This window comes from Cecembia lonarensis LW9 (genome assembly GCF_000298295.1).
GTDB classification, from domain to species: domain Bacteria; phylum Bacteroidota; class Bacteroidia; order Cytophagales; family Cyclobacteriaceae; genus Cecembia; species Cecembia lonarensis.
Genome location: NZ_AMGM01000001.1, coordinates 149,572 through 173,639, shown reverse-complemented (window position 1 = coordinate 173,639; position 24,068 = coordinate 149,572). Strand labels below are relative to the sequence as shown.

Sequence of the window (24,068 nt, the reverse complement as noted above, 5' to 3'; positions counted from 1 at the left end):
ACAAAAGCTTGAAATGGTTATGAAGCAACCCAGATAGGGGTTTAATTCCTTTAGGGTAAGGGTGGACCCGTGGTTAAAAAGCAATTTTGATATTCGGGAATCGCGACTCCAAAAAAGTCGAACACAAACCTACAGCTTTGATGTACAAAGGATGTATCTGTGGGCTATATAGCCTCGATAGATGAGATTTTTAAATTTAAGTTTAATTCAGAGTCCAGTTTACTAGAAATCTTTCTGGAATCTATACAACTATAATGATGAAAGCATTTAAGTACATATTATTCATACTATCGGCATTGTTAGCATGTAACTCTGAGCAAGATGCGCATGATAAAAATGATTGGATCCAGATCAGTGGAGTTTATCCCCATTTAGCTTATTATAATGAGGAGGGGGAATGTGGCACAGGTGCTGTAGTACCTTGGGCCGATAAGCTTTGGGTGATCACGTATGGACCTCATTTGCCTTTTGGTTCCTCTGACAAACTTTATGAAATCGATAATGATTTAAATATGATTGTCCGAGAAGAAAGCATCGGTGGTACTCCTGCCAATAGGATGATCCATCAAGAATCAAATCAGCTCTTTATAGGACCCTATGCGATCAGCCACCAAGGTGAGGTCAGGACAATTCCTTATGATATCATGCCAGGTAGACATACCGGGAACGCAAGGCACCTGTTCGATCCTGAAAACAAAATCTATTATGCCACCATGGAAGAGGGTTTTTATGAAGTGGATGTAAAAACTCTCAAGCCTACCATGCTCTATGAAGATGCCAATGTAGGAAGGCAAAAGGGAAAAGATACAGATGCTAATCCTCCAGGCTCTCTTCTTTTGGGAGAACATGGTAAAGGGGTTTATTCCGGTCAAGGGGTCTTGGTCTATAGCAATAATGGTGAATCTGGTCAAAAAGCTTTGGAACAGTTTGATATTGAATCAGGCGTTTTAGCAGAATGGGATGGAAAGGATTGGAAAACTGTTCGAAGGGCTCAATTTGTGGAGGTTACAGGTCCTGGGGGGATTTATGGTAATGCCAATCCCGAAACAGATCCGATCTGGGCTACAGGTTGGGACCATAAATCCATTTTGGTAGGGGTGAGAGATAGGAGCCAATGGTCATTCTATAGATTACCTAAAGCCAGTCACAGTTATGACGGCGCCCATGGTTGGAATACCGAATGGCCCAGAATCAGGGATATAGGCACTCCTGATAATCCTGATTATTTGATGACCATGCATGGGATGTTTTGGAGATTCCCTAGTGGTTTTTCCTCAAAGAGCGCTATCGGAATCAGGCCTAGGTCAGCCTATTTGAAAATCATTGGGGATTTTACCAGATGGAAGGATCAACTTGTTTTTGGAACTGATGACTCTGCTCAGAAAGAATTCTTGAATCTCAGAAAGGCTAAAGGAGGGATTGAAGGACCCGGGCAATCCAATTCGAACCTTTGGTTTACCTCCACAGACCTTCCTGACGAACTTGGGCCCTCTGAAGCAAACGGAGCTGTTTGGTTGTCAGAAAATGTGAAGGCTGGCGAGCTTTCAGAATCTTTTCTGTTTGCGGGATGGACCAACAGGTCGGTATGGATTCTCAATGAAGGAAGTTCTGAAACTGAATTTGTTTTTGAAGTGGAAATAGAAGGAAACAATACCTGGAAATCTCTGACTTCACAAAAAGTTCGCCCTGGAGAAACCCACTTAATTAATTTCCCAAGCAACGAAAAAGGGGAGTGGATTAGGGTGAGAACCGATAAAGATACCAAGGCGACAGTTCATTTTTCTTACAACAATGGAGTGAAATCCAAATCTTTTGGAGAAGCTGATTTATTCAATGGTGTTGCCAAAGTTAATCAGGAAAGTTCAGTCGGTGGATTGTTGTATGGACTAGGTGACAACAGAAGAGCGTTGGGAATAGTTGCTGGAAAAATTGATAAGAATGTATTCACTGAAGCAGGGTATTACGAACTGGATGAAAAAATGCAACTTATTCCTAAAACCGATATTGAAACAAGCAATTTTATCCAAACCAAATTTGCTATTCCTAAAGATGCCATCATTGTAGACGAAGCCTCAGTTTTGATTATCGATGATAAAAACAGAAGGTGGAGACTGCCTTTGGGGGATCCGGCGTATACCCAAAAAACAAATGATGGATTATTGAGGGTTTGCAGAGAGGTCGCGACGGAAAGAGATCTATTCAATGCTCATGGAACTTTTTATGAATTGCCCGCAGAAAATGCGGATGGATATGCCAAAATCAGGCCTGTATCCTCACATAATTTACAGATTCATGATTATGCATCTTACAGAGGACTCTTGATTATGACAGGAGTTGGAAATCAGGTTGAAAATGAACATATCTTCAGATCAGAAGATGGACAAGCAGCAATTTGGGCAGGTGTTATCGACGATCTTTGGAAATTGGGAAAACCAAAAGGATATGGTGGGCCTTGGAAAAATTCCAAAGTGCAAAAAGGGGTAGCTTCCGACCCATATCTGATCGGATACTATGACAAAAAAACACTCGAAATAAGCCATGACCTTGATAAAGAAGTTGAATTTACAATTGAAGTTGAACCAATTGGTCATGGACCGTGGATGAGCTATAAAAAAGTTAAAGTTGGTCAAGGAGAGGTGTTCAAATATGAATTTCCTGTTGGATTTCAGGCCAGATGGATACGGTTTAAGTCAAATGAAAATTGCCATGCTACAGCTTGGCTCGAATACAAATGAAATGGTATGTTTATAATTTCAGATGCTTCCCCGACACCTTATTCTGCTAATTTTTCCAGCCGCTTTAAGGTTTTTTTACTGTAGCCCCTGAAGGTGTCTATCATTTCTCCATTTTCATTGACCACATAAAAAGTTGGCCACAGGTTCCTGTTAAAATAAGCAGAGGTAAATCCGTATGCATCCCAAAGGTTGTACCAAGTGATTTTCTCTTTTCTACTTGTATTGGAATTGAGCCAAATATCTTCCGAACCGTCTTCCCAAATGGTGATAATATCCATGTTGTTATCATTCATTTCACTGAATTTTTCGAGCAGGTCGATACTCAATACAGAATAAGCACAGCCAGAAGAGAATAATGAAATTAACTTGGGTTTATCACTCATCCCGATAATTGCAACCTGATTTCCTTCTTTGTCAGGCAAATGAAAGTCTTCAATTTTTTGGCCTTTTTTTAAGGGAGCCCTTTGTTTGGCACTGAGGTAGTTTTCTATTCTTTTGCCATAAGTGTGACTTTTATAACCCTCTTGGATATTTTGGTAAAACATTTCCAAGTCAGCCAATGGAATACTTTCCTTATACCTTTCAGCAAAATACAAACTTGGAATTTGATTGGGGTTTTCCATTATATACTTGATCAGTTCTTTTTTACCCAATGACTCAAGTTTTTCAGAGGTTTGTTGATAAGGCATTAAATGAGCCGTTTCGAATGATTTATCTGCCAAGTTAAGACTGATCTTTACACTGTTACTTTCAAACCAGATATTTGGAGTTTGTCTTTCAAGCTTTTTCCCTTTTAGCTTGGAAAGATAAAAATAGGATGGGAATTGATGGATGCCCCTATTAGCGGAAAAACTTCCATCTGCTGCGATTTCTATTGGCAAACCATTTTCTCCTACAATAAGGAAAATGATATCTGAAGCAGCATGTTGGTCAATTTGCCCATAAACGTGGACAGTTTGCTGTGCTATGGTTTGGCCTAGAATTCCAACAAACATCAAAGTAAACAGAAGCTTCTTCATATCGTTTTTTTTATCTTTTAAATAGTTATAAACCCAGGCAATTCACTAAATCCGCTGATTACAATTAGTTAAAAATAAAACCCCTTTTCTGAATTTCCTACCGCTTTAGTTTTTTTTAAATTGTTAGTTTTTCTAAGGTTAGATACAAAGGGTATAATTTTTTTATAGTCCCGATTTGGATTAATAAGGCATAATTATTTGGTATACTTCTTAAAGAAAGCCTTTATTAATCTTAGGGATTATGCATCAAGTTGATCCTTAGTTGGAATCGAATTATATTTAATTTAAATTGTTTAGTAACTCAATCTAAAAACCTCCATGCCCAAATCCCGACACCTCCTTTTTTTAGCAATCTTGCTAATCTGCATCAGCTGCCAACCAAAAGACCCTAACGCTTTTGAATCGGACCTCATCATCTATGGCGGCACTTCGGCAGCCATCACCGCAGCAGTTCAGGCCAAGAAAATGGGTAAAACAGTCATTGTTGTATCTCCGGACATTCATTTGGGAGGGCTGTCTTCTGGTGGTCTTGGGTTTACCGATACAGGGGACAAATCTGTGATAGGAGGTCTGGCCAGGGAATTTTATCATAGGATATACATGCATTATCAAAAGGATGACTCCTGGAAATGGCAGAAAAAGGAGGATTATGGCAATGTAGGGCAGGGCACGCCAGCCATCGATGGGGATGCCAGGACCATGTGGATTTTTGAACCTCATGCTGCCGAGCAGGTCTTTGAGGATTTTGTAAGAGAGTATGACATTCAGGTATATAGAGATGAGTGGTTGGACAGGGAAAAAGGGGTGTCCAAATCCAATGGAAAGATTGTTTCCATCAAGACCCTTTCAGGAAAAACTTTTGAGGGAAAGATGTTTATTGATGCCACTTACGAAGGGGATTTGATGGCTGCTGCCGGAGTCAGCTACCATGTTGGAAGGGAATCGAATGATACTTATGGGGAAACCTGGAACGGGGTACAGTTTGGTGTATACCAACATGGACATTATTTCAGGGACTCCATATCCCCGTATGTGGTACCAGGGGATCCTTCAAGTGGTTTGTTACCGGAAATTTCTGATGAAATTATAGCTCCCAATGGATCTGGGGATTCCAAATTGCAGGCTTACAATTTCCGAATGTGTCTAAGCAGGCATCCTGATAACAGGTTGCCCTTTCCAAAACCAGATAATTATGACCCTTTCAGATATGAACTATTGGCCAGAGTTTATGCAGCAGGATGGGACGAGACTTTTGATAAATTTGATCCCATTCCCAATCTGAAAACAGACACCAACAATCACGGCCCATTCAGTACAGACTATATAGGGAAAAACTACGCCTATCCTGAGGCAAGTTATGAAGAAAGAAGGGAAATCATTAAGGAACATAAGGATTATCAAATGGGTCTGATGTATTTTCTGGCTAATGATCCTCAGGTCCCTGAAAAAGTGAGAAATAGAATCGCAGAATATGGTTTAGCTAAAGATGAGTTTACAGATAATGGACATTGGCCACATCAGATTTATGTAAGGGAGTCCCGCAGAATGATAGGTACTGATGTAATGACAGAACACGAAGTCCTTGGTGACAGAGAAGTTATCAGCCCAATTGGAATGGGTTCCTACCATTTGGATTCCCATAATGTGCAGCGCATTGTCGGTCCTAATGGGTATGTTCAAAATGAGGGGGATATTGGTGTCAAACCCAAAGAACCTTACAGCATTTCTTATGGAACGATTATACCTAAGGAAGAAGAATGCGAAAATTTATTGGTCCCTGTCTGTGTATCCAGTTCCCATACGGCCTTTGGTTCCATTAGAATGGAGCCGGTGTTTATGATTTTGGGACAATCAGCAGCTACTGCAGCAGCATTGGCCATAGAAGATAATATTGCTGTCCAGGATTTGCCTTATGAAAAAATTCAGCAAAGACTAAAAGCGGATGGACAGGTGATGGTGTTGAAGGAAAGGTTGTGAAATTTAAATAAATGGGTAATAACTGATTGATTCCCAGACTGGTTTTCGGTCTGGGTTTTTTCATGCTTTTTTTGTATTTACCTCTGTTTTAGATTCCGGTTTTTTTGAGAATTCTATAATGAATTTGTAAGCGAATTTGAAATTCCCATCTTTTACAATGAATCGAAGACAAATGTAAATGATCAGGAATATGTCAGATCTTTGAAAATGCCCCAATTGTTCTTTATATTGGTTCTAAGTCAGGAGAAGTCAAAATTTATTTTGAACCCGAAATATGCATTAGAACTTCTACGCCACGGCGCACAAGTTATTACGAGGTCATCCGCCGCGGCGGACATAATCAATCGTTTCACTGCATTTAGCTCGTTCACCAAAGAGATGACTATGCTTCATTCGCTAAATGCTTGATTCTTTTGTGTTTTAACCTCTTCCCGATATTCATCGGGACAGGCTACTACGAACCCTAATGCATAATTCGGGTTAAAAAAATAGCCCGTCATGCTTTGCTGGGATTGCTCCGTGATATTTCGTTCTGAATAACCCACAGCATTTAAATGAAAATCCCTTAAAGATGAAAAAAACCGGTTTGTTAAAATTGATCCTCAAGTACTCTGCTTTTCAACTTATTTTTTTATTCAATTCCATTTTTGTCAAAGGCCAGGAAAGCAAACCCCATATTATCCTTATCATGACAGACCAACAGCGGGGTGATGCAGTGGGGTATATTGGCAACAAATCCATCAAAACACCAAATATTGATCAACTGGCTTCAGAGGGTTTTGCATTTTCCAACGCCTATTCCTCTACCCCCAGCTGTACACCTGCAAGAGCTGCACTTTTAACAGGAATGGCACCTTGGAACCATGGACTTCTTGGATACGGAAAGGTAGCCAGAAAGTATAAAGTTGAAATGCCACAAATGCTAAGGGATTTGGGTTATTATACCTACGGCATCGGCAAAATGCACTGGTTTCCCCAAAAATCACTACATGGATTTCATGGCACTTTGGTAGACGAAAGTGGGAGAGTAGAAACAGAAGGGTTTATCAGTGATTACAGGGTATGGTTCAAGCACCAAGCACCTGGTCAGGATCCTGATGCTACCGGAATTCTATGGAATGAGCATAATGCGAGAACCTATCAATTGGAAGAATATTTGCACCCTGATCATTGGAAGGCCGAACAGGCAATGAGTTTTATTGATAATTATAATTTAGCAGCGCCCTTATTTCTCAAAATTTCTTTTGCCCGGCCCCATAGCCCTTATGACCCACCGCAAAGGTTCTTGGATCAATATGAAAATATGACAATTCCTCCGCCCGCTATTGGAGATTGGGCTGGACGTTTTGCTGATTATCCCAATACCAGAGAGGCAGCTTTTGGGGATTTTGGAGAAGAGCATGTTCTCAAAAGTAAAAAACATTATTATGCCCTGATTTCTTTTCTGGACGAACAGGTCGGCAAAATAATTCAGAAATTGAAAGATAAAGGGATGTATGACAACAGTCTCATCCTTTTTGTATCTGACCATGGAGATATGTTGGGAGATCACCATCATTGGAGAAAAACCTATGCCTATGAAGGGTCAGCAAAAGTACCTATGGTCATCAAACTTCCTGTTAATGAAGTTAGCATTACTGATGCAGGATCAATTTTAGATAATCCTGTAGAAATAAGAGATATTCTCCCCACTTTTTTGGACGCTGCCAAAGGTCAAATCCCTGAAATAATCGATGGAAAATCCATTTTGGGTTTGATTAATGGAACGGATAACAACTGGAGGGCATACATTGATCTCGAACATGCAGAAGCCTATCAGGATGATAACTATTGGTGTGCTTTGACAGATGGTAAAGAAAAATACATCTGGTTCTTTAATGGTAAAGAACAGTTATTTAACCTTGAGCATGATCCACAAGAGTTAAAAGATTTGTCCAACAGTATGAACCATAAAGGTAGCTTGGAAAAATGGAGAAATAGGATGATCAGGCATTTAGAAGTTAGAGGAGAAGGATTTGTTAAAAACAAGCAATTGGTGATCAGGGACAAAAGCTTATTGTATAGCCCCAACTACCCTAAAGATGATTTATCAGCTGAAGAGTCCTTGAAAATTTGGAGAAAATCGCTGAATGAAAGTTTTGTATATGAAGATATGTAAAGGATAGGTGATGGTGTTGAATGAAAGGTTATGATTGTGTTTTGATCCAAATTTTTGCATATTTCATCTCAGCACGCATCATATCCACATGAAAAACATTCAATCATTCCTGGTAATACCCTTCTCTTTATTTTTCTTTTTTTCGGTTCAAGCTCAGACAGATCATCCTAATATACTATGGATATCAGTAGAAGATATTAGTACCACCTTAGCAGTTTATGGTGATTCGAGTATTCATACTCCCAATATAGATCGTTTGGCAAAGGAAGGAATTACGTATTATAACGCCTTTGCCACGGTTGGAGTTTGCGCACCAAGCAGAAGCAGCATCATCACAGGGATGTATCCCGTGAGCATTGGGACCCATAATATGCGGACGGGGCCGCATTATGCCTTTAGGGAGCCTGAAAAAGAAACCTATCAGGATTATTATGGACTTATAGACATCAAAGGTAGAAATGTACCCGAATATGCGGCGGTACCCCCGCCTTACGTGAAAGTTTTTACAGAGTACCTGCGTGCTGCTGGGTATTACACCTCCAATAATGCCAAGACGGATTACCAATTCAACTCTCCTATCACGGCTTGGGATGAAATCGGGCGGGATGCCACTTACAAAAATAGAAACCCTGGCCAACCTTTCTTCGCGGTTTTCAACCATGAGGTCACCCATGAATCCAGGGTTTTTATGAAGAAAGAAGATCCCATGTTGGCGGATAAGGGTAGGGTAGCCTTACCTGATTATTTTCCGGACATTCCAGTAGTCAGGCAGGATGTAGGGAGGGTATATTCCAATATCCTAGAACTTGACCAACAAGTGGGTGAAATGCTAAGTACTTTGGAAAAGGAGGGCTTGTTGGACAATACCATCATTTTCTTTTGGTCAGACCATGGAGGTCCTTTGCTGAGGCAAAAAAGAGCTGTCGGGAATTCGGGTTTAAGGGTACCGCTTTTGGTGAGGTTTCCCAATGGTTATGGAGCTGGAACCGTGGTGGAAGATATTGTTTCCTTGATGGACCTTGGTCCTACAGTTATGTCTTTGGCAGGGCTGGAGCCTCCAAGCTACATGCATGGAAAAGCCTTCTTGGGAGAATTTAAAGTAGAGAAACCTCATCAATATGCCTTTGGTTCGGCTGACAGATTTGACGAAGCGGTAGATATGAGCAGGTCGGTGATAGATGGAAGATATGTGTATATCCGCAACTTTAGGCCGGAATTGCCTCTGATATACCGGAATGCCTATAGGGAACAGATTGACATGACCAAAACACTGATTGAGATGGATCTTAGGGGTGAGTTGGAAGGTGGTGCTGCTTACATTTTTATGAAGACCAAACCTTTGGAGGAGTTGTATGATTTGCAAAAAGACCCCGATGAGATTAATAATCTGGCCCATTTGCCTGAGTTTGAAGGGAGGTTAAAAGAGATGCGTGCAGCGCTTTCAACATGGCAATTGGAAGTGAAGGATCTGGGATTTGTACCTGAGTATGACCTGGTGAATATGATGTGGCCAGGTATGGTACAACCAGAAACTGAGGTGGTTCAATTTGTGCAGAAAGATGGCTTTTGGCATTTGTCATCTTCAACTGAGGGAGCTAGCATCGCATATCAAGTTGGGGACAAGATTGGTGGAAAACATTGGTCGTTTTATCATCAGCCCATACCTGTTGGAGGAAAAATTGTAGCCAGGGCAGTGAGGATAGGGTATAAGACTTCTGAAATAACTGAAGCAAAGTAATTTCAATCTATATAGCGCCTTCCTCCCCAATATCTTCATTCCATTCATTGGGATTTTTTTGAATGAATGCATGCATCAATTCCATACATTCCTGATTATTGAGGACAATGACTTCCACGCCATGCTGCTTTAGGAGTGCCTCTGCACCTAGAAAAGTTTTATTTTCTCCAATGACCACTTTGGGGATGCCTAGTGAATGTATCGAAAAATGGGAAGGAATCCAACAATTGTCCTTTCAGTTTGAATTTCCATCCATTCTTTTGTAGTTTTCTAAAAGTCCAATCCCATAAGTTATGAAGAACCTAATTTTATCTTTTTTCCTGCTCTATTGCCTTCAAGCTCACTCCCAACAGACGGCTAATTATGATGAAAACCTGGTTCCAAAATTGGTGCTTCCAGATCTGTTTGTGACTTATGAGGGAAATCGGATTCAAAATACAGAGGATTGGGAATCCATCCGAAGACCTGAGCTGGTTCAAGCTTTTGCGGATGAGATGTATGGGCAATTGCCGAATGACTTTGATGAAATTGCTTTTCAGGAAGAAGTGATTACTACACATCCTTATGCTGACTTCTCCATTTATAAGCTAGTCCAAATCGGTGTTTCCCGAAATGGCAATAAGCAGACCATTCCAGTACACCTGTTTTCTCCAAAAGTTGGACATGGTCCATTTCCAGTAGTATTATTGATCAGTCATAGGAAAGTGGAAGACCTGATCAACAATAAAGAGGATCAGTTTTTTGATATTCAGCAAATTACACAGAGCGGATATGTGGCGGCAATTTTTGATGTGGCGTATGTTTCTCCGGATGATAAAGATAGGTTTGCAGAAGGCATTCTAACTACACTGTATCCTGAACAGATGCAACTACCCAATGGCATGCGTGGCCTTGGTGCTTGGGCATGGGGGGCAATGCGTGCCATGGATTATTTTGAGCAGGATCCATTGATTGACCATTCTAAGTCTGCTGTAGTGGGACATTCCCGAGGAGGTAAGGCTGCTTTATGGTGTGGGGCCAATGATACCCGATGGTCCCTTACTTATTCCAATGAATCCGGATGTGGAGGGGCTGCTCTTTCCAGACGAAAGTTTGGAGAGACGGTGGAAAGGATCAATACTGTTTTTCCGTACTGGTTCACTGATAATTTTGATGCCTACAATGGCAAAGAAGAAAAATTACCCTTTGACCAACATCAATTGATTGCTTCTATCGCTCCAAGAGGAGTATATATTGCCAGTGCCATGGAGGACCTTTGGGCTGATCCCAGAGGGGAATACCTTTCCCTGAAACTGGCTTCCCAAGTTTACCAACAACTTTACGATGAAAAGATCGATTTGCCCGAAGATTATGTTTTTGCCCCTCATTTTCACCATTCAGGATCCTTGGGTTATCACCTCAGAGCAGGTCAGCATAATCTTATTTCTGAGGATTGGAAAAGATTTCTGGATTTTGCCGACCTTCAATTTGGAAAACCAATAAGACATGACAGCAAATAATTACCTTTTTTGCGGGTTGAAAAAGTCAATTCACATATTGATGTGAGAGAGTAGCTGTCCCAACTTCCTAAATTCGCGGGTATGGAAAGTGAAAAACTCAGTGTCTTACCGCCTTTGTGGCAATAAAAAATTAAAATGTCAAACATCTTGAAAAACCAAAAACACCTTTTCCAACTTCCAGAAGATATTCATTACCTTAACGGGGCATATATGTCTCCTTTGCTTCGCTCCGTGGAAGAAATCGGTATTCAGGCCCTTATACAGAAGAGAAACCCAACTTCTATTCAACCCAAGGACTTTTTTGAGACTGGGGAAAAAGTAAAAGCCAATTTTGGGAAATTGGTCAATTGTCCAGCCCAACAGGTGGCCATCATCCCTGCAGCTTCCTATGGTTTGAGCACCGCCATCAATAATTTGCCTTTGGATAATGGGAATACTGCGCTAGTTGTATCTGATGAATTTCCGAGTGGTTATTATGCCATAGAAAAGTGGTGCAGGGATCATAATAAGCGGTTAAAAACCATTCCCGCACCGGAATTCAATCAAGGAAGAGGAGAGGTCTGGAACCAAAGGATATTGGATGCCATCAATGAGGATACGGCGGTTGTGGTCATGTCCACCATTCATTGGGCAGATGGTACCCAATTTGACCTGAAGGCTATCGGTCAAAAATGTAAAGAGAATAAAGCTTTCTTCATTTTGGATGGCACCCAATCAGTAGGAGCGCTACCTATAGATGTGCAGGAATGCCAAGTGGATGCCTTGGTCTGTGCAGGTTACAAGTGGCTGATGGGGCCTTATGCCATCGGGGCTGCTTATTATTCAGAATACTTCAATCATGGAGTGCCATTGGAAGAGACTTGGGTCAACCGAAGCAATGCCCAGCAATTTTCCAATCTCACTGAATATGTGGAAGACTATACCCCTGGTGCAGGAAGGTACAATGTCGGCGAATATGGCAATTTCATCCTACTGCCTATGTTCAATGCTGCTTTGGAGCAATTACTGGCGTGGGGAGTACCAAATATTCAAAGCTATTGTGAAACCTTGTCTAAGCCAATGGTTCAATTTTTCAGGGAAAATGGGTTTTGGTTGGAGGAGGATGACTTCCGGGCCAAACACTTGATTGGGGTGGGTTTACCGGAAGGAATGGAAAGCGGGGAGGTCATTCAGCGCTTAAAGGAAAATAAGATTTTTGTATCCATCAGGGGTAAAGCCATCCGCTTGTCTTTGCATTTGTACAATACGGAGGAGGATATAAAGGCTTTAATTCAGGTCCTTGATAAAATTTTGGCTGAAAAAGCCTAAATTATTCCCATTATGGGGAACAAAAGAAGAGATTTCATCAAGCAATCCACCTTGGCAGGAATGGGTATGTTTACTGCTGATTGGACAGATGGTCTATTTGCTCCATCACCAAGAAAAACACTTCCTTTTATGAAAAATGATTTTGAGAAAAACCAGCTCGGCAAATACGGTCCATGGGCTAAAAGTCTATTTTTAGATGGAATACCGGATTCATCTTTTAGGAAGAATGAGTTTAATGACATCGAGTCCTGGAGGATTATGGCTTCTGGCAAAGTCAAAGAAAGGATGGGTTATTTGGGCCTGGAAGAAAAGCCTAAGGTAAAAGTTCATCAAGTGCATCATTTTGATGGCTTGGTCTGTGAGGAAATCAGCTACCAGTTGCCCTATGGAAATCCTACTAAGGCAGTAGTGCTTAAGCCTGAAAATTCGAGTGGAAAATTACCCGCGGTCTTAGGCTTACACTGTCATGGTGGCAATAAATTTTTGGGTTTGGAAAAAATCTGTAAAGTTAGCCATCGGCTACCGGATTATGTGGAGGAACACCATCAGCAATACTATGAAGGAAAGGCCTGGGCCAATGAATTGGCCAAGAGGGGCTATGTGGTGATGGTTCATGATGCTTTTGCTTTTGGAAGTAGGAGGGTGATGTTGGAGGATGTTACTGAAGATAGGAGGAGGGGGATCATAGATTTTGATATGGGCAAGCGGGAAAATATCAATGCTTACAATTCCTGGGCATCTGATCACGAGCATATTATGGCCAAATCCCTTTTCAGTGCAGGCATTTCTTGGCCTGCTGTGTATTTAGCAGAAGATCAGGTTGCATTGGATATTTTGGCTGCAAGGGCTGATGTAGACCCTGAGCGATTAGGTTGTGCCGGGCTGTCAGGTGGAGGATTGAGGACTGTTATGTTGGGGGGCTTGGATGATAGGATAGCCTGTGCCATCAGTGTGGGTTTTATGACCACTTGGGCAGACTTTTTACTGCACAAGTCCCATACGCACACTTGGATGACCTATATTCCCATGCTGCCCAGAGAGTTGGATTTCCCTGAGATTTTTGCGCTTAGGGCACCTAAGCCGACCATGGTGCTCAATGATATTGAAGACAATTTATTCACGCTGGAAGAGATGAAAAGGGCAGATGAAATCATAAGCAGTATTTTTAAAAAGTCAAGAGCCTCAGATAAGTACCGTTGTACCTTTCACCCTGGTCCTCATAAATTTGACCTCGCAATGCAGCAGGAGGCATTTGAATGGTTTGATAATTGGTTGAAATGAGAAAAATTCATCACCTAAGTTGTAAGTAAAAATTGTCTCTAATAGAATTTATTTTTGGTTTTTTCTGAAATGACAGGCAATACTCGTTGCTATTCACCATCCAAATAATTTTTTGATTTTCATAAGACAGTTTTTTTGTAGCTTGAACCTTCAATCAAGCTACACCATCATGAATAAAATTTTATCCTTCATTTGGATTTTCTTAGTGATCTCCATTGCTGATCTTAAAGCCCAGCAAATCGATCAGGACTATGTACAAAAAATCAAGGAATTTACTACGGATGATAAGTTTCTTCCAGCTTCCTTGTTGGACATAGTAGACCATCCAACGGTTCCTTCTCCTTTGAAGCATTTTGGACATATTATCGGCACAGAAGGCATCGTCCATAGGACTTCTGAAATTTATGGGTATTACCAAAAACTTGCCGAGACGTCTCCATTGGTGCATATGCAAGAAATGGGTTTGACCGAGGAAGGGAGAAAATTTTATCTGATTGTCATAGGCAACCAAGAATCTATGGACCGTTTGGAACATTATAAAGGACAATTGGCAAAATTAGCAGATGCAAGGAAAACGAGCCCTGAGCAGGCCGAGGCCATTATTTTGGACAGCAAACCCGTCTATTATGTAAGTGCAGGGATGCACGCGACCGAAATGGGCGCTCCGGAAATGTTAATGGAACTGGCCTACAGATTGGCCACTTCTGAAGCAGGAGATATCAAAGCCATCAGGGAAAATGTAATTACTGTGATCAACCCGGTATCTGAACCTGATGGTTGGGACAAACAGGTGGATTGGTATTTCCGACATACCAAAGGAAGAGAGAAGTTTGATGATGGATTTCCACGCTCTGCACCTTATTGGGGTAAGTACGTATTTCATGACAATAACAGGGATGGTTTACAAGTATCCCAAGAGATTACCAAATCTATTTTCAAGGGATTCTTTGAATTCCATCCAACCGTCATGTTAGACCTTCATGAATCAGTGCCTTTGTTGTACATCTCAACGGGTACAGGTCCATACAATGATTTTGTGGATCCTATAACCCAGAGTGAGTGGCAGGTCATGGCCAATCATGATGTGGCTGAAGTTTCAGCTCAGGGCATGCCTGGTGCTTTTACCTGGGCGTTTTATGATGGATGGTGGCCTGGTTATGGCATTTGGGTGGCCAATAACCACAATTCCAATGGCAGGTTTTATGAGACCTATGGGAATGCCGGGGCTGATACCTATTTGAGAGATTATTCTACGTCAAGATTTGCAGGTGACCTGGCCTCTTCCAAAGAATGGTACAGGCCTTATCCAGCTTCACCATTGGTATATTGGTCATTTAGAAATAACATCAACTACACTCAAGTAGGGGTGATTGCTTCTTTGTATTATGCTGCCACGAATTCCCAATTGCTTTTGAGGAACTTTTATAAGAAAGGATTCAATAGCTTGGAAAAAGGTAAAAATGAAGGTCCTAAAGCATTCATTATAGCCAAGGAACAAAGAGACCCAGCAATGGTGGCCTACCTGGCTAATCAATTGAGGGTCCAGGGAATTGAAGTGCATGAAAATGAAGAAGCTTTTGTAATACTTTCCGAGCAACCTTATAGGAACTTAGCGGTTTCTTTATTGACCCCACAGGCTTATCCAAAAGAGGCTAAATATCCTCCTTATGATGCCATTGCCTGGACCTTGCCCTATTTATACGGCGTCGAAGTGGAGGCTAAGGAAGATATAGATTTTGATGTAAGTGCTTTGCGTTTGATGGTTAGTGATGCAGTATATAAAGGTAAATTAGCTGGAGAAGGAAATACTTATGTATTGCCGTACCATGCGCAGAATACGGTGCTTCCTGCCTTGTATTGGATCAAAGGGCAAAACCGAAATGCTGAAATCTCAGTGCTTACCGGATCTACTGTTGTTTCTGGAGATACATTACCCGCAGGAAGTATCGTTTTCCGTAGGATCAATGCCAATCAGGCCAGTCAAATGGCTCAGGACTTCGGTTTGGATTTTAGGGCCATCAGTACCAGCATTCCTGCTGATCAACAAAAAGCTGTCAATTTGCCAAGGGTAGCCATCTACCACACTTGGTACAATACCCAAGATGAAGGTTGGTCGCGTTACACCTTTGATCAAAGGGGAATTCCCTACACATCCATAGACAAAGATTTCCTTAAAGCAGGAGCATTGAAATCGAAATTTGATGTGATTATTTTGCCTAGGGTTAGGGGCAATGCCAAGAATTTTGTCAATGGAGTAGACAAAAAGTTTGGCCCCATGCCTTATACCAAGACTGCTGAGTTTCCTTCTCACGGTTTCCCTGCATCTACTTCAGATATGACAGGAGGTCCTGGTTTTGGCGGCATTGAGAACTTGAGAAAATTTGTAGAAGAAGGAGGCTTGCTGATCAGCTTTGACAATACCTCTGCAATTTTGGCGGAATTGGGAATAGCCTCTGAATTGAGTCCTGTCAATACCTCAGGCTTGTTTCATCCTGGATCTATTGTGAGGGCTAAAGTGAGAAAAACAGATCACCCAGTGCTTTATGGCTATCCAGAAACATTTCCGATTTTCAGAGGAAATGGACCTTTACTGCAAACAGATAAGTACAATAGGGACTTGATGCTCGTGCAGTATGGCCATCAACCTCTAAAAGATGAAGTGCCTTTTGAGGGCCAGATCCTGGGTTTGCCTGAAGACATGAAAACCGAAAAAGCGGAAAAGTCTGAGGAGAAGACGCCTCCTTATGTGGTAGCTGGAATGGTAAGGAACGAGCAGGAAATCGTTGGGCATGGCTCTGTTTTCAATCTTCCTGTAGGTAGAGGAAGTGTATTGGCCTTTACTTTTGATCCTTTACACCGCTATTTGAATCACCATGATGCGCCCATGGTATGGAATGCCCTGATCAATTGGGATAGGTTGAAGTAATCATCTCCTGTGAAATGCTTTACTTATTTGATAGATATACACTAATATCTATAAATTAGTAGATAAATCAAAATATCTATAAATTAGTAGATAAATCAAAATATCTATAAATTAGTGAAAGTTTATCAAAAGGTTTAAATCTAAGTATGAGTAAAGATTTTACAGCTGTAATCACAGGAGATATCATAGGATCTCGAAAGCTTCTTAATCAAGAAGATTGGCAAAGGCCATTGAGGCAATTATTGGATTCTTGGGGAAAAGAAGGAGAATCATGGGAGATATTCCGAGGGGATAGTTTTCAAATAGAGTCTAGTCCGGAAGAGGCACTTCTAAAAGCGATCAGGATAAAATCCAAAATAAAAGCAATCAAGAGTGGAAAGTTTAATCAAAGGAAATCTCCCATTGATGTCCGGTTATCTATTGGGATTGGAGAGAAGGGGGAAAATTCAAAAAAAATAGGAGAAAGAACAGGAAAGGCTTATTTTTATTCAGGTGAAGCATTTGAAATGTTGAAAAAAAGTCCTCAGAATATCTTGATAAAGAGCTTTTTGGAAAATTTTGATAGGGAACTGAACTTACCAATTAGACTGGGACTATTGTTTATGGATGAATGGAGTTTGAGTTCTGCGGAGATAATTGAATTAGTCCTAGAAAAGCCTGGAGTAAACCAGCAAGAATTGGGAGAAATACTGGGGATTGCCCAGAACTCCGTAAGCGTTAGATTAAAAAGGGCGAATTCAGAGGAGTTAAAGGCTATATTGGAATATTACAAATGGAAACTGAATAGCCTATGTTGATCATGATCAAACTTTTTCTGGCTCACTTGATAGGAGACTTTGTATTACAGCCCTCTTCATGGGTGGAGGAAAAAAAGGCTAAGAAAATTAAATCAGGTAAACTATACCTCCATATATTGATTCATGGGGTATTGGTTTTAGTTTTATTCTGGAATTTGGGAGCCATTGGCTTAGCACTAGCTGTTTTAATACTTCATTATCTCATAGATCTTTTGAAAATATATAGAGGAGTAAATCACCCAATCAGGTGGTTTATAATTGACCAGGGATTACATCTGTTTTCTTTAGGGTTTTTGGCAGCATTGTGGGTTTACCCGGACACTTCTTGGGTAGGCTTATTTCAAGGTTCTAATTTTTGGATTGTCACTACTGGTATAGTTTTTTTGAGTTTTGGTGTAAGCATCATCATGGCACAATTGATGCATCCATGGTCAAAAAGTCTGGAAAAAGGAGATGATCATTCCCTAACAAATGCTGGCAGATATATTGGGATTTTAGAAAGGTTACTCGTTTTGATTTTTATTTTAGTGGGGCAGTGGGAAGGGGTAGGTTTTCTGATTGCTACCAAATCGGTATTTAGATTTGGGGATCTTAAAGAATCACAAGACAGGAAACTTACTGAGTATATTTTGATTGGTACATTTCTCAGTTTTGGATTTGCCATTGTAACAGGAATAATCTGCGATTTTCTTATTCAAATAAAATAAATGATGAAAAGACGGCCATTTCTAAAAAAAATATCATTGCTTACTTCAATGACCAGCCTTATGCCTTTTTTGAATTATGGGAAAATGGACTTTCCCGAAAAGACCAAACTGAAGTTTATCATTGCCTCTGATGGGCATTATGGACAGCCTAACACACCCTTTGAGGCCATTCACCAAACCTTGATTAAAGCCATCCAAGAAGAAGAGGGAGTAGATTTTGTGGTGTTCAATGGAGATTTGATCCATGATGAGCCTAAATGGATGCCTGAGGTGAAGAAAGTATATGATACCATCGGATTACCCTATTATCCTGTAAAGGGGAATCATGACCGGATTTCAGAAACATCCTGGGAGGAAATCTGGGGAGTTCCTGCGGACCATAGTTTTATAGTAAAAGAGCAATATGGAATGATCATAGCGAATAGCTCCAATGAAGCAGGAGATTATTTGTGTGTTAATGTGGACTTTTTAAGGTCAAGTTTGGAGTCTTTTAAGGAGTTACCTTTTGTATTTGTTTTTATCCACATTTCTCAAAATGATTGGACCTTACATGGAATTTCATGTCATGAGGTCTTAGAGACTTTAGCGGCATACCCCAATGTAAGGGCCATCTTCCATGGCCACGACCACGATGTCAATGGTATTATGAGAAACAGGAAAAAACTTTATTTATGGACAGGACACTTCGGTGGAAATTGGGGATCTCCTTTGCCGGGCTATAGGGTATGTGAAGTTGGAGAGGATGGCAAAGTTATAACGTATTTGAAAGACATGAAGGAGGGGTTGATTTTAAGTGGTCATACGCTGTAAATTTGTATTTGAAGATTTCCTGTTACAAAAACCCAATATCACCTTTGAAAGAAAACCTATGAAAAATTCATTGGCTTTAGTACTTATAGCGATTTCTCTATTTATTAACTTTTCCTGTTCACCGGAAGCTGAGGTAGGGGAAATAGCGTTGCCCAAGTTTTTTGCAGACAAAATGGTGTTTCAACGCCATCAACCTATCCGGATTTGGGGCAAAGGAGCCTCAGGCCAAAAAGTGGTGGTGACATTCAATGGAGAAGAAAAGTCGGTTAAAGTAGCAAAAGATGGAACTTGGCAAATTGAATTTAACCCTTTGCCTGCCTCTGGTCCCTATGAGTTGGAAGTGAATGGAAATAAGTATTATGACATTCAAGTTGGGGATGTGTGGGTAGCAGGAGGGCAGTCCAATATGGAATGGGTGATGAGTGCACAGGTTCAGGGATTGCAGAAGGAATTAGCGGATTCAGATTATCCATTGATCCGCTTCTTTAAAATTCCACATGATTATGATGCTCAAGAAAAGTTTGATGTCAGGGGAGGAGAATGGAGAAAAGCCGATCCAGATCATATTTTGAATTTTTCTGCCGTTGGTTGGTTTTTTGCCAAGCAGCTACATCTGGAAGAAGGAGTGCCTGTTGGAATTATAGAGAGTAATTGGGGAGGAACTCCAGCTGAAGGCTGGGCCGAAGCTGAGGCCTTATTAAAGCTGGATTTCTATAAGGACAAGGCAAATGATGTACTCCAAAGACAAGATTTCTGGCTCCAGGAAGTAATAGATAATAAAATCAGGGAGTTACAAAGAAATGACCTGGTGGCAGCCCCTCAAAATGGGGAGATCCAGGGTGTAGCTAATCCTAATTTTGATGACAGTGATTGGGAAGTTGTCCAATTACCTGAGGCTAATCCTTTTAGTGATATTGCCTGGTTTAGAAAAACTTTCACGGTTACAGACAAACAAAATATCCGGCTCAATCTTGGGGATATTCAACAGATGGCTTATGTCTATGTAAATGGGGGAAGGTTATTTTTTAAAGATTTCGGTGATGCAGTTAGGCAAATACCTATCCCATCCAGTATGTTGAATGTGGGGGAGAATACTTTGGCAATAAGGGTCGTGAATACTTGGGATAATCAAGTGCGATTAGGCAAAATAGACGAGATGTTCCTCCTTAGCGGAAATAAAAAGATTTCATTGGAAGGAGAATGGAAATACAATAATAAAGTAGAAGAAGCACTTCCTGTGGTGGAAAGACACCACAATCTGCCGGGAATGATGTTCAATGCCATGATTGCCCCGATACTTAACTTTCCGATAAAAGGTGTGATTTGGTATCAAGGGGAAAGCAATACAGATGCGCATGAACACTACAGGGATTTGTTTTCAGCGATGATCACTAACTGGAGATCGCGTTGGAATTTGGGTGATTTTCCTTTTCTTTTTGTACAATTGGCCAATTTTATGGAAAGGAAGGAAGTTCAGCCTGAATCCAATTGGGCTTATTTGAGAGAGGCGCAATTCCAGGCTTTGTCCTTACCAAATACAGGCATGGCTGTCACTATAGATATTGGAGATGCCAATGACATTCACCCCCGCAACAAAAGGGACGTAGGCTTGAGGCTTTGGAGGATAGCTAAAAAAGTAGCTTATGACTGGGATGTGTTGTATGCAGGTCCCACCTTCCACAGTTTTGAAGAAAGTGAAGAAGGGGTTAAACTAAGGTTTACACACGTTGGAGAGGGCTTGACCTTATCTTCAGGTGATGAAGTAAAAGGTTTTGTTATTCAGGACGATAATGGCAATTACCACTCAGCAAAAGCCCACATAATTGATAAAGATGTTTTGATAGTCAGTCATCCCCAAGTGAATACGATCAAAGAAATCCGATATGCTTGGGCGGATAATCCAGAGGTCAATTTGTATAATTCAGAAAAGCTGCCTGCAGTGCCGTTTAGGGTTGATATAGATTGATGTTTTCAGACCATTTCTCATAAAATTGCATCACCTTCAAAAGGCATTCATTGCTAAAAATATCCAACTCGGATAAGTTAGCCCCCGCAGACATTAGGGATGCCTCCTGCTTTAAAAATGATTGCTGCAAGGTCAGTAGGTCGTTTTGGATATCCCTTTTTCTGACTTGATAATCTTCACATATCCAACGGTGGAGGAGTTCTGCTTGCCACCACAGAGAGGAATCTGGCGATGCTCCTGGTTGTGTAAATTCGGTTAAGGTTTTAGTCCCCATAAAGAAAGGTATAAATACGGAAATACAAGGCATGGAAGTGCCGGTCAGCCAAACTGTAGAAGGCTTATTTTTTCTAACTTCTGCTACCATACTTCCTGTTGTAGTACTTGGGTTGGTCAATCCAGTCGCATGCATACACAAAGATGCCGTGCTGGCTTTGTTGGGATTGAAATCAGGATCAGGGGCTTCATGTGTTTTCAAAATTGCCATTGCCTTTTCCACGGTAAGTCCACCTTTGTCTTTTTGCAATAGCCCATAGCTACAGCTTTGTCGTTTTTTAGCATTACCCACTTTGGTGTATAGAAAGTCTGAAAAATGTTCCCTGAAAGAAAAGGGCTGGGGTTTGGGGAATAAATTGAAGGGGAAATCCAACTTTTCTTCTGCGAGATGGATTTCATCGTAATCTGATCCAATTTGAAGCCCATTGGAAATAGAACCTGCTGCTTTGATTTTTTTAAGTGCCCAGGATTTTCCGGCAGTTTCCAAAATGTAAGCTTGGTCAGTATCCGAAATGATAAAGCTGTTATGGTAAAAAAAGGCTTTGTTTTCATAGCCCCCAGAGGCATTTTGTCCAAATTTTTCTAAGAGTGCAGTGATTTGGGAAATTGCTTCTCTGGCAGTTTTTGAGCGTTCCAGCGCAAGCCTTAGTAAATCCATTCCCGTTAATCCCGAATTATTTTTTTTGATTTTGGCCCGGGTAAATACCGCCTCATTGCCGATGACCACACCATATTCATTGATCCCCATTTCGGCTCCCCACATCTGAAATGGTTTGGAAAGTATTACCTCATAGCTTTCCTGAACTTGTGGGACTTCAATATAAGTGCATTGCAGTGTGGAAGCCGTATGCTGCTTTCTGGGGATATGAACTAATGCTTGGGCCTCATTGGGTTCACGGTCTGAATTTTTGGCAAATATCAGATTGTTTTGTGCTGTAAAAGAAGGTAAAGCTATTAAGGTGTCACACATGGTCTTTTGGGATTGTAAGTATTAAAATAGCTGAAAAAATCCCAAATGTCATAAATGTATGTTAACCAATATGCTACTATTCTTAACCATTCAATTTCATTGATATTTTTTTCCCCCTCGATTAATATTCTAATTTTGCAGGGTTAATCCTATTAAACTTTATCAGATGAAAAATATAAATCCTACCTGTACCCAAGCATGGCAGAAATTATCTGCTTTAAATGAACAGTACAAAGGGCTTCATATAAAAGATTTATTTCAAGATAACGCCAGGTTTGAGAAATATTCCCTTCAATTAGAAGAGTTATTGGTTGATTTTTCAAAAAACAGAATCAATCAGGAGATTTTTGAAGCGCTTATTGCCTTAGCGGAAGAAGGAGAACTCCAATCAGCCATTGATTCCATGTTTTCCGGGGAAAAAATCAATGGAACAGAGGGCAGGGCGGTTTTGCATACGGCATTAAGAAACCGGTCCAATTCACCGATTCAGGTGGATGGAAAAGATGTAATGCCCGATGTGAATGCTGTTTTAGCTCAAATGAAGGCATTTGCTGACAAGATTAGCAAAGGGACTTGGTTGGGATATACGGGAAAGCCCATTCAATATTTGGTCAATATTGGTATTGGCGGCTCAGACCTTGGTCCAGTAATGGTGACAGAAGCGCTCAAGCCTTATCAAAATCCTGATTTGGAGGTATTTTTTGTCTCCAATGTCGATGGGACGCATATGGCGGAAACTTTGAAAAAGGTAAATCCAGAGACTACGCTTTTCTTTATTGCTTCTAAGACTTTTACCACACAGGAAACCATGACCAATGCACATACTGCCAGAAAGTGGTTTTTGGATCATGCAAAAGAGGAGGGGGCAGTAGCTAAGCATTTTGTTGCTTTGTCAACCAATGGAAAGGCAGTAGCTGAGTTTGGCATTGATACCCAAAACATGTTTGAATTTTGGGACTGGGTTGGGGGTAGGTACTCCCTTTGGTCCGCCATAGGCCTTCCTATTGCCTGCGCTATCGGGTTTGAAAATTTTGAAAAGTTGTTGTCTGGGGCGCATGCTATGGATCAGCATTTCAAACAAGCAACGTTTAGTGAAAATATTCCGGTGATTTTGGCCCTGATTGGTATTTGGAATACCAATTTCCTGGGAGCAAGTTCTGAAGCCATTTTACCCTATGACCAGTATTTACACCGTTTTGCTGCGTATTTCCAACAGGGAAATATGGAGTCCAGTGGGAAATATATTTCCAGAGAGGGAGAAAAAGTTAGTTATAATACAGGCCCTATCATCTGGGGAGAGCCGGGTACCAATGGACAACATGCCTTTTACCAGTTGATACATCAGGGAACCCATTTGATTCCATGCGATTTTATTGCATCGGCCATTTCACATAATCCTATTGGCGATCATCATGTCAAATTGCTTTCCAATTTCTTTGCCCAGACAGAAGCCCTGATGAACGGTAAGTCTTTGGTGGAAGTAATGGCAGAAATGGGCAAGGCAGGAAAATCAGCTGATGAGATTGAAAAAATTGCTCCGCATAGGGTTTTTGAAGGCAACCGACCTACCAACTCCATTTTAGTCAAGCAGCTTACACCTTATACCCTGGGGCAGTTAATTGCCATGTATGAGCATAAAATCTTCGTCCAAGGTGTGATTTGGAATATCTTTAGTTTTGATCAGTGGGGGGTGGAACTGGGTAAAGTTTTGGCCAATGCCATTTTGCCGGAATTACAGAATGAGCAACCTGTGAACAGCCATGATGCTTCTACCAATGGTTTGATCAATGCTTATAAGGAGTTTAGAAAACTTAGAGATTAGATATAAGAAACAAGAAACAAGAAACAAGAAACAAGACATAAGACTCAAGATATTTCGGAGGTCGGAAGTCGGGTGTTGGAGA

The 24,068-nt window shown here is 40.9% G+C and carries 16 protein-coding genes; 13 read left to right on the top strand and 3 right to left on the bottom strand.

The features are described from left to right. The first annotated feature begins 254 nt into the window (after positions 1-254). A complete protein-coding gene (locus tag B879_RS00750; protein WP_009183206.1) occupies positions 255-2,735 on the top strand; it encodes a hypothetical protein in 2,481 nt (826 codons plus the stop codon). Positions 2,736-2,773: 38 nt separating this feature from the next. On the opposite strand, the gene B879_RS00745 is transcribed toward B879_RS00750, so the two are convergent. Further along, positions 2,774-3,754 carry a TlpA family protein disulfide reductase gene (locus B879_RS00745; protein ID WP_009183205.1) on the bottom strand — a complete coding sequence of 327 codons (981 nt, stop codon included), beginning with the start codon at positions 3,752-3,754 and terminating at the stop codon, positions 2,774-2,776. Between the two features lie 318 nt (positions 3,755-4,072). Between B879_RS00745 and B879_RS00740 the strand changes: the two genes are divergently transcribed. From B879_RS00740 to B879_RS00725, 3 genes are all read left to right on the top strand, one after another. After that, the gene (locus B879_RS00740) at positions 4,073-5,731 is read left to right on the top strand and encodes an FAD-dependent oxidoreductase (RefSeq protein ID WP_009183204.1); all 1,659 of its coding nucleotides are present in this window, start codon (positions 4,073-4,075) and stop codon (positions 5,729-5,731) included. Positions 5,732-6,302: 571 nt separating this feature from the next. Next, entirely contained in the window at positions 6,303-7,889 is a 1,587-nt protein-coding gene (locus tag B879_RS00730) for an arylsulfatase (RefSeq protein WP_009183203.1), read from the top strand. 88 nt (positions 7,890-7,977) lie between these two features. Continuing rightward, positions 7,978-9,627: a sulfatase family protein gene (locus tag B879_RS00725; protein WP_009183202.1), complete on the top strand. Its 1,650-nt coding sequence runs from the start codon at positions 7,978-7,980 to the stop codon at positions 9,625-9,627. Positions 9,628-9,634: 7 nt separating this feature from the next. On the opposite strand, the gene B879_RS22485 is transcribed toward B879_RS00725, so the two are convergent. Next, the gene (locus B879_RS22485) at positions 9,635-9,805 is read right to left on the bottom strand and encodes a hypothetical protein (RefSeq protein WP_193786154.1); all 171 of its coding nucleotides are present in this window, start codon (positions 9,803-9,805) and stop codon (positions 9,635-9,637) included. A 115-nt stretch (positions 9,806-9,920) separates the two neighbouring features. Between B879_RS22485 and B879_RS00715 the strand changes: the two genes are divergently transcribed. The 8 genes from B879_RS00715 (at position 9,921) to B879_RS00680 (ending at position 20,921) form a co-directional block, all read left to right on the top strand. Further along, the gene (locus B879_RS00715) at positions 9,921-11,126 is read left to right on the top strand and encodes a glucuronyl esterase domain-containing protein (protein ID WP_009183201.1); all 1,206 of its coding nucleotides are present in this window, start codon (positions 9,921-9,923) and stop codon (positions 11,124-11,126) included. 135 nt (positions 11,127-11,261) lie between these two features. Continuing rightward, positions 11,262-12,434, top strand: coding sequence for an aminotransferase class V-fold PLP-dependent enzyme (locus B879_RS00710; RefSeq protein WP_009183200.1), 1,173 nt, complete (start codon positions 11,262-11,264; stop codon positions 12,432-12,434). A 12-nt stretch (positions 12,435-12,446) separates the two neighbouring features. Continuing rightward, entirely contained in the window at positions 12,447-13,715 is a 1,269-nt protein-coding gene (locus B879_RS00705; RefSeq protein ID WP_009183199.1) for an alpha/beta hydrolase family protein, read from the top strand. Between the two features lie 169 nt (positions 13,716-13,884). After that, the gene (locus B879_RS00700) at positions 13,885-16,641 is read left to right on the top strand and encodes a M14 family zinc carboxypeptidase (RefSeq protein ID WP_009183198.1); all 2,757 of its coding nucleotides are present in this window, start codon (positions 13,885-13,887) and stop codon (positions 16,639-16,641) included. 146 nt (positions 16,642-16,787) lie between these two features. Beyond that, a complete protein-coding gene (locus B879_RS00695; RefSeq protein WP_009183197.1) occupies positions 16,788-17,438 on the top strand; it encodes a SatD family protein in 651 nt (216 codons plus the stop codon). Between the two features lie 2 nt (positions 17,439-17,440). After that, positions 17,441-18,145 (top strand): DUF3307 domain-containing protein, encoded by a 705-nt coding sequence (locus B879_RS00690; protein WP_238542053.1) that lies wholly within the window; start codon positions 17,441-17,443, stop codon positions 18,143-18,145. A 60-nt stretch (positions 18,146-18,205) separates the two neighbouring features. Continuing rightward, positions 18,206-18,955, top strand: coding sequence for a metallophosphoesterase family protein (locus B879_RS00685; RefSeq protein ID WP_238542052.1), 750 nt, complete (start codon positions 18,206-18,208; stop codon positions 18,953-18,955). 58 nt (positions 18,956-19,013) lie between these two features. Beyond that, entirely contained in the window at positions 19,014-20,921 is a 1,908-nt protein-coding gene (locus B879_RS00680) for a sialate O-acetylesterase (protein WP_009183194.1), read from the top strand. On the opposite strand, the gene B879_RS00675 is transcribed toward B879_RS00680, so the two are convergent. Continuing rightward, a complete protein-coding gene (locus B879_RS00675) occupies positions 20,902-22,164 on the bottom strand; it encodes a C69 family dipeptidase (RefSeq protein ID WP_009183193.1) in 1,263 nt (420 codons plus the stop codon). The genes B879_RS00680 and B879_RS00675 overlap by 20 nt on opposite strands. 166 nt (positions 22,165-22,330) lie before the next feature. Here B879_RS00675 and pgi point away from each other — a divergent pair, with 166 nt between their 5' ends. Then, on the top strand, positions 22,331-23,986 hold the full coding sequence (pgi, locus tag B879_RS00670) for a glucose-6-phosphate isomerase (protein WP_009183192.1): 1,656 nt from the start codon (positions 22,331-22,333) through the stop codon (positions 23,984-23,986). Positions 23,987-24,068: the final 82 nt, after the last annotated feature.